Below are 12,758 nucleotides of genomic sequence, written 5' to 3'. Positions count from 1 at the left end.
AAGAGGGTGGCCCGCGTGCGGCTTTTATAAAAATGGAAATCGAGAGAGCTAACCTGGTTTTGAATTATCTAGAAGAGCAACAGTCCTCCTCGAAATCGACTTCGCTCTTTTCAAAAGGCGTGGTTTGTTTTGCGGAATGGATGATTCGGCGGTTTGGTTAAGTTCGAAAATGGTGTCGGTGAGCTTAAGTCGTTGTTCCGTAGTTAATGTTTCGAGCAAACCGATTAAAAAGCGTCTTATTGAAGCATTTTCTTCTTCGAGGTCGATGATCAATTTATCAAGGCCTGGGGGAAGTTGATTTACAGACATTAGATTTCCTTCTTGGTTGTGTGAGAGCTTCCAAGATACCACTGCCGCCTGAGGTGGAGAAGTAAACCAGGCATTAAACCAAAGCGGATTAACAAGTCTGCTCTGTTTTAACCGCTCTTTAAAAATAACGGGAATTCTCCTGCCAGTGTAGGAGACCAGAACCAAGTGGTTTTGGGGTGTGGTGGGCTGGATATGAGATACAGCCAACACCAGGGCAACAGCTAGCTCACCACACCACCAAAGCCACTTACTGGAGGTTGTTATGACAGTAATCATTGTTAAACCTGCGAAGGACAATAGTAAAAACCGCCGCTATCGACAACGTGGCCAATTAATTGCTAAACACAGGGAGAATGCAGAGTTTGCAAAAAAACTAAGTAAAGCTTGGGATAAGCTCACATCACCAGCGCTTGAACATAAATCTTCGAAGGAATTTCAGACGCAGATTATCAAAGCAGCAGAGCAGCAAGAACGCCGCAACCACCGAATTTGGTACAGAGACCCAAACCCACTCGGCAATAAGATCCACGCGGTGCAGAAATCATATCAAACCAGTTTAATTTAATACGAGGTAGCTATGAACTTATTCGATCTCCCTGAGGGAGTGCAGGTTGTCGCAGCGGAAACGCTCAGTCAGATTATTGCGATGAATTTATACGACAGGGATAACAGTCTTGAACGTGCTGATTTTATAGCACAGGCATTCTTGGAAATGTATAAGCATGATAGTTGAGCATTACGAGGCAAAAAAATTCCCCATGAACAAAACAGAACTCATTCAGTACCTTATGAGGATGTACAAGATATCCTGGCGCGTTGCGGAAGACGCGCTGCGAGATAACGATTGGGATCTGATGATGGCCGCTGGCGATATTCGAGACGAACTCAACGCCGAAGTTTGACCTGTCCCCTCCCCATAATTGCTGTGTGCAGTCTTTGCCCATCCCTCGCGATGGGCTTTTTTATACCCGAAAGCGCACTAACAACCAGATCAGTGCGCTCCCCGATATGAAACGGAGGATTCAACCCGATGCAACAGACAGAAAAAGTTAGAACTGCGCCGTTAGCTACAGCGCCCGTAAATAACACCGTTCGCCTCCTGCGCTGGTTGCGTAAGCGCGCAGTGCTAGAGAATAACCCTAAAGCCCACTTTCCGCTCACTATTTATCGTTGAGGTATTCCATGCAAATTACTAAAGAGCAGCTTAAAGCATGGAATGCTTGTACTGACGGATATCGCTACTTTTTGGATAAATTCCCACAGGGCGGTTCATATTCTGAGGTGCATCAAGCATTAATTAACGATAGCCGCTTTGATGATGCCAGATGGCTTGTTGAAAAAATGTATGATACCCACATTTACAATGCTGAGTTCATAAAATCCGAAATAGCAGCCACCGACAAGATGGTCGCTAACCTCACCAGTGAAGCTGAAAGCAACACTGGCGACGACGCCCGAATCGGTAGCTCTGGCTACTACGCCCAAATCGGTAGCTCTGGCGACGACGCCCTAATCGGTATCTCTGGCCACTACGCCCGAATCGGTAGCTCTGGCCACTGCGCCCAAATCGGTAGCTCTGGCTACTACGCCCAAATCGGTAGCTCTGGCGACGACGCCCAAATCGGTAGCTCTGGCGACGACGCCCAAATCGGTAGCTCTGGCGACTGCGCCCTAATCGGTAGCTCTGGCTACCGCGCCCGAATCGGTAGCTCTGGCGACGACGCCCGAATCGGTATCTCTGGCTACGACGCCCGAATCGGTAGCTCTGGCCACTACGCCCGAATCGGTAGCTCTGGCCACTGCGCCCGAATCGGTAGCTCTGGCGACGACGCCCAAATCGGTAGCTCTGGCGACTGCGCCCAAATCGCTGCTACTGGGAAAAATTCTATTGTCGCAGCATCTGGATCAGTTCATCGGATTGTCCTAGGCGAAAGCAGTTGTGCTGCTATTCCATATTTCGATGGATCTCGTACACGGTTTGCCATTGCGTATGTTGGTGAGAACGGGATTAAAGCTAACACACCTTACGAGGTGAATTCAGAAGGTGAGTTCGTTGAGATTTCTGATAATTAATTAAGGCTGGAGATAAATATGTGTGAGAAAGTTAAAGTCGTAATCACCGCTGATTCGAAGGTGTACTTTCGTAAAGAAGTAGAAATGGACAAAGCGGATTTAGACGAATATGAAAACCTTGTTAACTCCGAACAATCTAGCAAAGCCATAGAAAACAGGCTTACAGACATAGCTTACAAATACGGATTCAGTGGTGGTGGAAGCGATATTTTGAATCATTGCGAAATCAAAGAAATCACGTTTGAATTGACAAGGGATTGACACGGTGACGAAGGGAAACTATATTGACTCTGCACCTGCAAAATCAGGTGCCGGGATTAGCCTCCTGCCAGATACAACCGCGCCATAATGACACGCCGCGAGCGTGTTTTTTTATGTCGCAATTCAGCTACATCTCTATGGTGGGCTGGATGGGGGAGCCGCAAGGCTCGCCGGTTGGTTGTACCGGTAAGGCTAACTCCGTTCAGTTCACCACCCAAGATTAGCCTCAAAGGTGGTGAGTAGTTTAAATACAACCACCGGAGGTCACCATGACCACTCAACTTATTCCTGTTTTTCACGGCGCAATTTCCAACGAAACTACCCTACTATGCAATGCTCGTGATCTGCATAAATTCCTGGGTATAGGCAAGGTGTTTGCCGCCTGGATCACGGCGCGTATTTCCGAGTATGGTTTCATAGAAAATCAGGACTTCATAATTTTTTCCGAATCTGGAAAAAACTCTTTAGGTCGCCGCCGTAAAGACTACCACCTCACCCTCGACACCGCCAAAGAACTGGCCATGGTCGAACGCAACGATAAAGGCCGTCAGGTGCGCCGCTATTTCATTGAGTGCGAAAAGCAGTTGATGAACCAACCACACAGCGGTTATTCCCGTCAGAATGTCGAACCCCTCGACAACAACGACATCGCCAACCTTAGATGGCTTATCAGGTGTGTGACGGCTCGTTTTAAATTTCAGGCAGGCTGGAACGCAGCCATATGGCATGCCCTGCGTCAGGCCACCGGTACACCTTCACCTTTTCCCTTCTCTGTTGAGGACATCCCTGTTCTCACTGATGAATGCCGGCGCATCCTTACCATCACCAGTCAGGCTAGCGAACTGATATGCCAGTTTGAAAAAGACGTGATGCGCAAGGTTGTGCGTGATCGCAACGCCTACGAAGCCATTGCCTGCAAAGTGCAAAGTGACTTTGACGCACTGCAAATTACCCCGCGCGGCGTTCAGGTACTGAGGAAATTTGAAGAAGCTGCATTGCTTCGCCTCCAGCACCGCCACCATTAATCACTGACCCACCCCGGTAGCGTACCGGGGTTCCATCTTCATCAATTTAATTATTGAGGTATTTTCTCATGCAAAATTTAGTATCTGAACGCATTTTAACCATGTCCAGCCGTGAGATTGCGGATCTGACCGAAAAACATCATCGCCATGTTTTAAGAGATATTGAAACTATGTTGGTTGACCTTGGAGACGACCCGGAAGGGTATGCCCATTTTTGGACACACCCCCAAAACGGGCAGAAATACCGGGAATTCCTACTCGGACGTGACCACACCATCTGTCTACTCACCGGCTACAGTGCCGTTCACCGCATGCGGGTTATCCAGCGCTGGCAAGAACTCGAACAACAGGCAATCTCTAATGAACACGCCATACCGCAAACCTACCCTGAAGCCCTGCGACTTGCCGCTGAGTTCGTAGAAGAAACCCAACGCCTGACCTTGGTCACCCAGGAACAGCAGGCCGAGATTAAAGACCTCAAAAACCTGTTTAAAGACGGCATGACACCTACACAGTTCTGCAAAATGCTCAACGGCGTCAACACCCAGCAGGTTAACCACTGGTTGGCAGATCGCAACTGGCTTTACAACGAAAGCAAGTCAGGCACCCGTTGGCGGTCAACATCCTATGCCCGCGACAGATATCTCACCGAGCACCAGTCCAAAATCAGCGTTCACGGCGGTGAGGACTTCATCAAGTATCAACCCGTGTTGCTACAGAAAGGGGCTGAACGGATCTACACCCTTTACCGCAAAGGGTCATTACCCATGAAAGTTAACTGGGACGGCAATTATACCCATCAAAAAGAAATCAGCCTGGCCTCTTGAGGCCAATTAACAGGAGCTACATCATGAATGATGAAAAATCGGAGGTTGCGCTAGCTAACCTACCCAGCGTACCGGCTGAACTTGAGATTGCATTTATCGACAACGCCTTTATTGATGGCCTCATTGAAAATATACGTGACAAAGCATCAGCGGTTGTTGGTGATATCAACACCGCCAAGGGGCGTAAAGTTTATATCAGCATGGCCGCAAATGTCAGAAGCACGAAAGTGATGATTGACGATGCAGGTAAAAACCTCGTTGCTGAGATGAAAAAGCGGCCCGCCCTGGTCGATGCCAGTCGCCGTAAAGTACGTGAGGCGCTGGATGAATTGGCCGTCGAAATCCGCAAGCCAGTAACTGAGTGGGAAGCAGAACAGGCTCGCATTAAGGCCGTACAGCAGATGCAGGCGTGGCACACCGAAGCGCTGGAGATGAACGAGGCTTTCGACAAAGCACTGGCCGAGCGCATCGAGTCAGACCACGAAATAGCTTTGCTCATGAATGAAAAGCGTGACCGAGAAATAGCAGAAGCCAAAGCCGAAGTGGAGCGAAAGCGCATTGCTCACGAAGAGGAATTAAAGCACCAGGCAGCGATTCAGGCCAGGCGACAAGCAGAGGCTGAAATCGCAGCAGCAGCAAAACGCGAGGCTGAAGCAAAAGCAGCGCTAGAACGCGCAGAGCGTGACAAGCAGGAAGCCATTGAAGCAGAAAAAAAGCGGGCAAAAGCAGAAGCAGACCAAAAAGCAGCGGCAAGACTGGCCGAGGAAAAGCGCATTGCAGACGAAGCCGCAAAACGCGCCGCTGATGTCCAGCACCGAAAAACAGTAAACCAAACTGCATTGGGCGCGTTGATTAAAGCAGGCATTCCAGAAAATTACGCCAAGCTTTGCATTCGCACTATCGCGCTTGGCAACGTACCAGCAATTCACATCAACTATTAACAATTCCTAAAACTCAGGAGTAACGTCAATGGCAAATGCTATCGGCGGCGCTATTGGCGTCGCTAAAACTCTACTAGACCGAATTAGACAATATCTCATCGCGGGCGCTAAACCCGGCCTGGAGGCGTACGCATGATTGATTACAGCAAAATGTCAGAATACAGGTTTCAGCAAATCATGGATGCAGAGTTGGAAAAGTATGAAGCGAGGCTCGATAAATCGCAGGATGAGCAGAATCTGATTGGTGATCGCACCGCGATAGAAATGCGCGGACTTAAGATCACCACCCTACGATGCGCTGCCTCGGCATTATTTCCACATACAGACCAGAAGTTGATTTTCATGCTTATAAATTCGGACTGGATGACAAATAAATTCGAAGATTTCCTTTATGACATTGTTCAACGCCTGGTGATCGTAGAGCGCGTGATGGAATTATCACATGCTGAAAGTGAAACCCCTGATAACTTTGAAGAGGTGGCGTGATGAGTTTTAACGTTATTGAATTTGTAAAACAGCAAGAGCCTCTTTTTCGTGATGCATTAACAAATCAAGAAGTTAAATGGTCAAAAGAAAGTCAGTTTGCAATGCAACTGTTTCAAAAAAACGATTATCTGACTAAAACAGCAATTGCTAATCCAGTCAGTGCACAAAATGCGATTATTAATGTTGCAGCAATTGGCATTACTCTTAATCCCGCGAGTAGGCTTGCATATCTGGTTCCTAGGGATGGACAGGTTTGTCTTGATATCAGTTACATGGGATTACTCCATCTTGCTCAGTCAACAGGATCGATTAAATGGGGACAATGTAAACTCGTTTACTCCAATGATACTTACGAATCTAATGGGCTAGATTGTGCACCTACCCACAAATACAATGCTTTTGGCGAACGAGGAAATGTTGTTGGCGGTTATTGTACTATTAAAACTCCAGATGGGGATTATTTAACCGAAGAAATGAGCCTGGCAGAAATTAAGGCAACAGAAGCCATAAGCAAATCCAGGATTGGCCCGTGGAAAACATTTTGGGAAGAGATGGCACGTAAGACCATCGTCAAGCGAGCCAGCAAATATTGGCCCCAGCGTGAACGGCTTGATAACGCCATACATGTTCTCAACGATACCGAAGGTGTTCACCAAGAACCGATTATCCCGCATACACCAGAAAGCGTGATTATCGATGATGAAAATAATCGTAAGCAAGCAGTTTACGATTTGGTCAACGATCTGTGCCAGAAGATGGAGCTAGCACAAAACATGGATGAACTTAAACCACTTTTCGCAGAAGCATTCCAAGTTACGCGGGGAATGAAGTTACAACAGAATGTTCAGGCTATTTATAAAGAATGCAAAGCTAAATTCGAGGTTACAACATCATGAGCAAGCTATATGAAATCGCAAAAGATTATGCAAAACTTATGGATTCAGGACTCCCTCTAGAAATAATTGCTGACACCATTGAAGGTATCGAGGGCGAGTTAACAGATAAGATTGAACAGCTTCTGTCAATTATTAAAAACGAAAGGTATTACTCTGATTCACTGAAGCAGGAAGCAAAATCATTATCTGAACGCGCATCAGTTGTTGATAATAAAATTGAAAGCATAAAAGACTATATTATCAATTCTCTAGAGACAGCAGGTAAGAAATCAATAAGAGCGGGGCTGCATCAGGTTACGGTTCGTGTCCCTTCCAAACAGGTTGACATTATCGATGAATCATTAATACCAGTTGAATACATTGAATACGAAACGAAAGTTAAGATTGATAAACTAGCAATCAAGCACAAGCTAACCAATGGGGATCTTGTCCCCGGAGCAAAAATAAAGATTGGAAAGCCCTCGCTACTCATAAAATAACAGTGATTATTTTACAGAAGACAATAGAACAATCCTTGTCTTTTTGTTGACATATCTGACTAATTTAATCGGGAAAATGCCTAATATGTGGAAACCCTACGAGATCCAATTCTTGCGCGAAGTGGCTGGCACTATGCCCGTCCATATTATTGCCGAAAAACTTGAGCGGTCACCTAGGGCCGTATGCCTAAAAGCGAGATATATAGGCGTCAGGATAAATCCACCCCATTGGAATGATGAGGAAATATCGCTAATAACATCGGGAAAATTTAGCAATGAGGAGATTGCAGAAAAAACCGGGCGCTCCATTCCGGCAATTAACACCAAGCGTTTGAGACTGAGAAATAAAGTGGCGTGAAGTGTTGCACCACCTCACGCCTGTCATTTTCAAAACCAAATCCATACAGGAAATATATCAATGAATTTGAAAACAACGCTAACTATCTTAGCGGGATTTGTCTGTGCTGTCATGACGACGTCTGCCTATTCCAGTGCCGTCACTCTTGGTGAGAACGTGGCGGCTGATGAGCAGAGTGTCACTGTTGGGAATGACGCAAAAGGAGGTTACTACGCAGTCTCCATCGGACAGGGTGCCACGACTGAAAAAGCCAACTTCGGCGTCGCCATAGGTACAGAGTCCATAGCACGCTATGCTGGCCCACAGGGGCAAGGTTCCGTTGCCGTTGGCACCAGGGCTACGGCTGAACATGGCGGGCTGGCGCTGGGATATGGGGCTACCGCAGATCATGGCGGTATCGCATTGGGATCTGGCTCTGTCACCTCTAACTCAGATGAAGTCAATATCGGTCAACGATACATCAGCGGCGTCAAGGAAGGGATATCAAAAACTGATGCTGTCAATCTAGGGCAAGCCAAAGCATTAAACGCATCTACACTACGTGCCGCCAATGCCCGCACTGATAGCCAGATAGCGCAAGAGCATGTAGCGCTGACGGATGAAACAGTGGCAAGGAGAGACGGGGACGCCGCGACGCTGAAATCAGCAAACGACTATACCAACTGGCGGGTCGATACCCTGAACATCGACACCGCTGACACGCTGCGCCAATCGCAGACCTACACCGATACGCGCGTCAGTGAGTCCTTAAATTACACCGACAACAAGTTCAGCCAGCTAAACACGCGTATCGAGCGGGCGGAGAAGCGCCTGCACGCCGGGATTGCGGGTGTAGCGGCGATAGCCTCGATCCCCTATGTGGCCAGCAACCGCTTTTCCTACGGCGTCGCGGTAGGAAATTACCAGTCCGCTAATGCCCTTGCAGGGGGTATCCAGTACAAAACTTCACCCAACACGACTATCCGCCTCAATGTGTCTTTGGACTCATCACACAACGCCGCTCTGGCAGTGGGTGTCGGCGGTGGATGGTAGAGGAGAAAAACATGTCTGATGAATCAAAAGCAAAATATCCCGGTGGCTTTGACGAAATTGAAATTCGTCAGCTTTTAGAGGGATTGGTTAGCGCTCATATATCAAAGGCAATGTCTGGAGAAAAGATGACGTCAGATGATCGCATCCACGATTTGGGACTAATCAGACCCTTTATCATCCATGCCGCACATCTTGTGCGCTCTCTCATTGAGGAGAAAGAAGGCGTTTGGCCTATTGGTATAAACACAGAAATAGAGTATCGCAAGCTTAAAGGCGAGTAAGGATAATAAAAATGTTTGATTTGATTAGTCACCTTACTGAGAAAGGCATCCAGCATACCGTATCAGACAACGGGCATATCACTGTGGGCGGCTACCTCCACCTGCGCGGCACCCCCATCCCCGCACTGCCGGATGGCCTGACTGTGGGCGGCTGGCTCGACCTGAGCGACACCGGTATCACTACACTACCGGACAATCTGAGCGTCGGTGGCTGGCTCGACCTGCGCGACACCCCCATCACCGTGCTGCCGGACAATCTGAGCGTCGGTGGCTGGCTCAACCTGAGCTACACCCGCATCACCGTGCTGCCGGACAATCTGAGCGTCGGTGGCTGGCTCGACCTAAGCGGCACCCCCATCACCACGCTACCGGATGGACTAACTGTGGGCGGCTGGCTCGACCCGAGCGGCACCCGCATCACCGCCCTGCCGGATGGTCTGACTGTAGGCGGCGACCTCAACCTGCACGTTACCCGCATCACCGCGCTACCGGAAGGACTAACTGTGGGCGGCGACCTCTACCTGGGCGGCACCGGTATCACTGTGCTGCCGGACAATCTGAGCGTCGGTGGCTGGCTCGACCTGCGCGGCACCCGCATCACCACACTACCGGAAAAGTTTACCTGCCGGTCGCTCTATCTCGACCCAGAGCGTATAAGCAACATCGCATATCGCAAAGGGTGTGGCCGCTCAGGCCGCACCATCTTTGCAGCATGGACAGGCAAAGAGATCCGCATCGCTGCCGGGTGCTTTTTCGACACCCTTGATGCTTTTGAGCGGGCTGTAGACGTCAAGTATACCGGCAAGGCCGCAGACGACTATAAGCAGGCGGCGCGGGAATGTGTGGCCGAACTGACCGAAAAGCTCGGTAAATGAGGATAACAAGATGATTGAATTAAATCCCTGCCCATTTTGTAAATCCGGCGAGACATATGTTAGCCCGAATAGGTGCAACGCTGGAATACATTCATACACGCTCAATCACTACTGCGATTTAATAAGGGGAAATATTACTTTTACGGGGAATAGCGAGGAAGAAGTTAAGTCCTTTTGGAATTGTGATAGGGGAAGGAAGTAACATCATGAAGAAGCATAACCAGCCACATTTAAGTGAGAAAGAAATAAAAGCATTGGCACACAGCGCCATCGAAAACTTTGTTAATTCGTGCCACTGCAAAAATAAAGATGACATTTTTATTGCATTGTCATTTTTGATTGATGCCGGTCTGAATGCTGGTGAAACCGTTAAATATGGAAAAATGGCGGTAGTCCAATGAAGAATCTGAATATTTCATGGGTTGGCATATGTCCACTATGTGACAACGACATACTCAAGGTAGAGACAGAGGACGGTAGTGATCCCTGGTTATACGATGGAGACAAAATCACTTGCCCCCAATGTGGTAGTACTGGCGCTGTAGAAGTCGACGAAGACCACGCCTATGCAGTATGGGATAACGACTGGAGCAATAGCGATGGACAATAATCCAACAATCCCGCTTTACCCGCAAGAGTACGTCTCAACACTACTATCACGTATCGCCGAGCTAGAAGCGAGCGAGATAAAATTGATTGAGGAACGTGACCACGCAGAGGATGCACTGTCTGACATGTTTGAAGCCGCTACAGGCGAGCGACCAGAATGGAGTAACTGGTTTGGTTTTAGGGACGCTGTGGATGTGGTCGCAAATCGCCACGATGCAAGCAACTATCCGGAAATTCCGGAGGGTTGCGTAGTAGTGCCACTTATCCCGACAACGGAAATGATAGCGGCTGCCATGAACTCTATCGACGTCACGTTTGACGATGATGATTACATTTTTGTGCATCACGACACTATCTACGCTGCCATGCTCGCAGCAGCCCCTAAGTTGAAGGGTTGCAAATGAGCGCCTACGGCAACGCCCTCAACGCGGAAGCGGCAAAAGCCTTTATAAATGCACATGTGGACTGCATCACCCATCCCTAAATAACCCCTCCCCCTAAATCAACACGCAACTTATCAGGATGGCTACTGGCTGTAGGGGTAATTGCGTGTTTTTTTATAAAAACGAGTGCTTTTATCAATCTCCTAGCCTGGTAAAGTTGGCTTATTCTATACGGAGGAAAATATGCTTCTAACTATTCCAGAATTCATTAATACGTTACCAAGACGTAAGAGCGAGGAAACAATTAGGCGATGGATCAGGGCAGGCAAGATTGAACCACAGCCTAAGCTCTTTGGAAGAGAATATCTAATACTAGATACAGCCATATTAGTAAATTCATCACCTGAAGAATTAGCAAGAAAAAGGATGCAGGATCGCATTTTCAATGGGAAGAAATATGGCAAGAAAAAGAACACACTCACGGCGCGACTTACCCCCTAACTTGTACGTAAGGAATAATGGCTATTATTGCTACCGCGATCCTAGAAATGGTAAAGAGTTCGGTCTGGGAACTAATAAAAAAGAAGCAGTAAACCAAGCGATTGAGGCTAACATAACACTGGTTGAAAGCTACAGCCAATCTAGGCTTATTGACAGGCTGATTGGCAATAATGCTACTTCCATGTTGACATGGTTAGATAGATATCACGAAATCATTAATAAACGTGGTTTAAGAGAAAAGACGCTGCGTGATTATTCAGGAAGAATAAATTTACTAAAGGAGTATTTCGTTGGCACTAATCTGCAAGAAATTACCACAAAGGATATCGCTAAATTATTGAATAGCTATACAGATCAAGGTAAAGCAGCAAGTGCTAAACTTATGAGGTCTACATTATTAGATATTTTCCGCGAAGCAATAGCAGAGGGAATGATTCAATTAAACCCAGTAGAGGCAACGCGTAACCCTCGTGTAGAGGTTAAACGTGAGAGGCTTTCGTTGGAAAACTTTCTATTGATAAGGCAAGCAGCGACTACCTTGCCTAGTTGGATAGGTCTAAGTATGGATATTGCCCTACTAACTGGGCAGCGTCTTGGCGACATAAGAAAAATGAAATGGTCTGATATAAAGGATGATAAGCTTTACGTTGAGCAACAAAAGACAGGGGTTAAACTGTCTATACCTTTATCAATCGGGTTACCAGCGGTTGACATGACACTTAACACTGTCATTGAAATATGTCAAAAAATAAACGCTGGATCTGAAACAATCCTAGCATCACGCAAGCAGGAGATGCTAGGTGAAAAGACCATTTCAAAGTGGTTTGCAAAGTCAAGAGAACTAACACTGTTAAGCTGGAGCGGAAGTCCCCCATCGTTTCATGAAATACGAAGCCTTTCAGCCAGACTATACACCGATACAATCTCTGGAGACTTTGCACAGAAACTGCTTGGACACAAATCGGCAGCAATGACGGAAAAATATCAGGACTCAAGAGGTAGCGAATGGATAGAAATAGCCGTATGATTATGACCGAATTTTGATTAATAGTGACCTTTTTGTTTTAAGATATTGATTTATAAGATAAAAAATAAGGGGAACCTTTGCAAGGTAAAGCGCTCCAAGATTTCGTCATCGATAAAATCGATGACCTGAAAGGCCAAGACATTGTTGTTCTAAATGTACAGGGCAAATCCAGCATCACCGACTGCATGATCATCTGCACCGGCACCTCCACCCATCACGTGATGTCAATCGCCGACCACCTGGTGCAACAATCCCGCGCTGCTGGTATAGCACTGCATGGTATGAAAGGCCAGGAAGCTTCCGACTGGGTGGTGGTCGATCTGGGTGAGGTGATTGTGCATGTGATGCAGGAAGAGAGCCGCCACCTGTACGAGTTGGAAAAACTCTGGAGCTAA

At 47.4% G+C, this 12,758-nt stretch carries 19 protein-coding genes and 1 pseudogene; 19 read left to right on the top strand and 1 reads right to left on the bottom strand.

Annotation, left to right across the window (positions count from 1 at the left end; translation table 11 throughout):
- Window positions 1-48 precede the first annotated feature (48 nt).
- A complete protein-coding gene (locus SYMBAF_RS04035) occupies window positions 49-585 on the bottom strand; it encodes a hypothetical protein (RefSeq protein ID WP_040262969.1) in 537 nt (178 codons plus the stop codon).
- Between SYMBAF_RS04035 and SYMBAF_RS04030 the strand changes: the two genes are divergently transcribed.
- The 19 genes and pseudogenes from SYMBAF_RS04030 to rsfS all read left to right on the top strand — a co-directional run bounded on the left by SYMBAF_RS04030 (window position 572) and on the right by rsfS (window position 12,758).
- Entirely contained in the window at window positions 572-874 is a 303-nt protein-coding gene (locus tag SYMBAF_RS04030; RefSeq protein ID WP_040262971.1) for a hypothetical protein, read from the top strand. The genes SYMBAF_RS04035 and SYMBAF_RS04030 overlap by 14 nt on opposite strands.
- Window positions 875-886: 12 nt before the next feature.
- Window positions 887-1,042 carry a hypothetical protein gene (locus tag SYMBAF_RS04025; protein ID WP_160289764.1) on the top strand — a complete coding sequence of 52 codons (156 nt, stop codon included), beginning with the start codon at window positions 887-889 and terminating at the stop codon, window positions 1,040-1,042.
- A gap of 449 nt (window positions 1,043-1,491) precedes the next feature.
- The gene (locus SYMBAF_RS04020; protein WP_040262976.1) at window positions 1,492-2,382 is read left to right on the top strand and encodes a YdhT family protein; all 891 of its coding nucleotides are present in this window, start codon (window positions 1,492-1,494) and stop codon (window positions 2,380-2,382) included.
- Between the two features lie 18 nt (window positions 2,383-2,400).
- Window positions 2,401-2,643: a hypothetical protein gene (locus SYMBAF_RS04015; protein WP_040262979.1), complete on the top strand. Its 243-nt coding sequence runs from the start codon at window positions 2,401-2,403 to the stop codon at window positions 2,641-2,643.
- 23 nt (window positions 2,644-2,666) lie between these two features.
- Window positions 2,667-2,867 carry a hypothetical protein gene (locus SYMBAF_RS04010; protein WP_052447617.1) on the top strand — a complete coding sequence of 67 codons (201 nt, stop codon included), beginning with the start codon at window positions 2,667-2,669 and terminating at the stop codon, window positions 2,865-2,867.
- A 45-nt stretch (window positions 2,868-2,912) separates the two neighbouring features.
- Window positions 2,913-3,668 carry an antA/AntB antirepressor family protein gene (locus tag SYMBAF_RS18315; RefSeq protein WP_082026812.1) on the top strand — a complete coding sequence of 252 codons (756 nt, stop codon included), beginning with the start codon at window positions 2,913-2,915 and terminating at the stop codon, window positions 3,666-3,668.
- Window positions 3,669-3,736: 68 nt separating this feature from the next.
- Complete coding sequence (locus SYMBAF_RS04000) at window positions 3,737-4,495, top strand: Rha family transcriptional regulator (protein ID WP_040262981.1); 759 nt, start codon at window positions 3,737-3,739, stop codon at window positions 4,493-4,495.
- Window positions 4,496-4,518: 23 nt separating this feature from the next.
- On the top strand, window positions 4,519-5,436 hold the full coding sequence (locus tag SYMBAF_RS03995; RefSeq protein WP_040262983.1) for a hypothetical protein: 918 nt from the start codon (window positions 4,519-4,521) through the stop codon (window positions 5,434-5,436).
- Window positions 5,437-5,568: 132 nt separating this feature from the next.
- Window positions 5,569-5,922, top strand: a complete 354-nt coding sequence (locus SYMBAF_RS03990; RefSeq protein ID WP_040262985.1) for a hypothetical protein — start codon at window positions 5,569-5,571, stop codon at window positions 5,920-5,922.
- Window positions 5,922-6,818, top strand: coding sequence for a RecT family recombinase (locus tag SYMBAF_RS03985; RefSeq protein ID WP_040262987.1), 897 nt, complete (start codon window positions 5,922-5,924; stop codon window positions 6,816-6,818). Before SYMBAF_RS03990 ends, SYMBAF_RS03985 begins: the two co-directional genes overlap by 1 nt.
- A complete protein-coding gene (locus SYMBAF_RS03980) occupies window positions 6,815-7,297 on the top strand; it encodes a siphovirus Gp157 family protein (protein ID WP_040262989.1) in 483 nt (160 codons plus the stop codon). Before SYMBAF_RS03985 ends, SYMBAF_RS03980 begins: the two co-directional genes overlap by 4 nt.
- A gap of 418 nt (window positions 7,298-7,715) precedes the next feature.
- Window positions 7,716-8,687: a YadA-like family protein gene (locus tag SYMBAF_RS03975; protein WP_052447619.1), complete on the top strand. Its 972-nt coding sequence runs from the start codon at window positions 7,716-7,718 to the stop codon at window positions 8,685-8,687.
- An 11-nt stretch (window positions 8,688-8,698) separates the two neighbouring features.
- The gene (locus SYMBAF_RS03970) at window positions 8,699-8,968 is read left to right on the top strand and encodes a hypothetical protein (RefSeq protein WP_040263445.1); all 270 of its coding nucleotides are present in this window, start codon (window positions 8,699-8,701) and stop codon (window positions 8,966-8,968) included.
- Between the two features lie 11 nt (window positions 8,969-8,979).
- The gene (locus tag SYMBAF_RS03965) at window positions 8,980-9,843 is read left to right on the top strand and encodes a leucine-rich repeat domain-containing protein (protein ID WP_052447620.1); all 864 of its coding nucleotides are present in this window, start codon (window positions 8,980-8,982) and stop codon (window positions 9,841-9,843) included.
- Window positions 9,844-10,049: 206 nt separating this feature from the next.
- Entirely contained in the window at window positions 10,050-10,244 is a 195-nt protein-coding gene (locus tag SYMBAF_RS03960; RefSeq protein WP_040262995.1) for a hypothetical protein, read from the top strand.
- A gap of 258 nt (window positions 10,245-10,502) precedes the next feature.
- Window positions 10,503-10,856: pseudogene (locus tag SYMBAF_RS18310) on the top strand (hypothetical protein); the annotation flags it as partial.
- A 222-nt stretch (window positions 10,857-11,078) separates the two neighbouring features.
- On the top strand, window positions 11,079-11,336 hold the full coding sequence (locus tag SYMBAF_RS18305; protein WP_040263001.1) for an excisionase: 258 nt from the start codon (window positions 11,079-11,081) through the stop codon (window positions 11,334-11,336).
- The gene (locus SYMBAF_RS03945) at window positions 11,293-12,363 is read left to right on the top strand and encodes a tyrosine-type recombinase/integrase (RefSeq protein WP_040263004.1); all 1,071 of its coding nucleotides are present in this window, start codon (window positions 11,293-11,295) and stop codon (window positions 12,361-12,363) included. Before SYMBAF_RS18305 ends, SYMBAF_RS03945 begins: the two co-directional genes overlap by 44 nt.
- Window positions 12,364-12,440: 77 nt before the next feature.
- The gene (rsfS, locus tag SYMBAF_RS03940) at window positions 12,441-12,758 is read left to right on the top strand and encodes a ribosome silencing factor (protein WP_040263006.1); all 318 of its coding nucleotides are present in this window, start codon (window positions 12,441-12,443) and stop codon (window positions 12,756-12,758) included.

Source organism: Serratia symbiotica (assembly GCF_000821185.2).
In the GTDB taxonomy this organism is placed as follows: domain Bacteria; phylum Pseudomonadota; class Gammaproteobacteria; order Enterobacterales; family Enterobacteriaceae; genus Serratia; species Serratia symbiotica.
The sequence above is the reverse complement of the archived record's forward strand: the minus strand, read 5'-3'. Positions and strand labels throughout refer to the sequence as shown.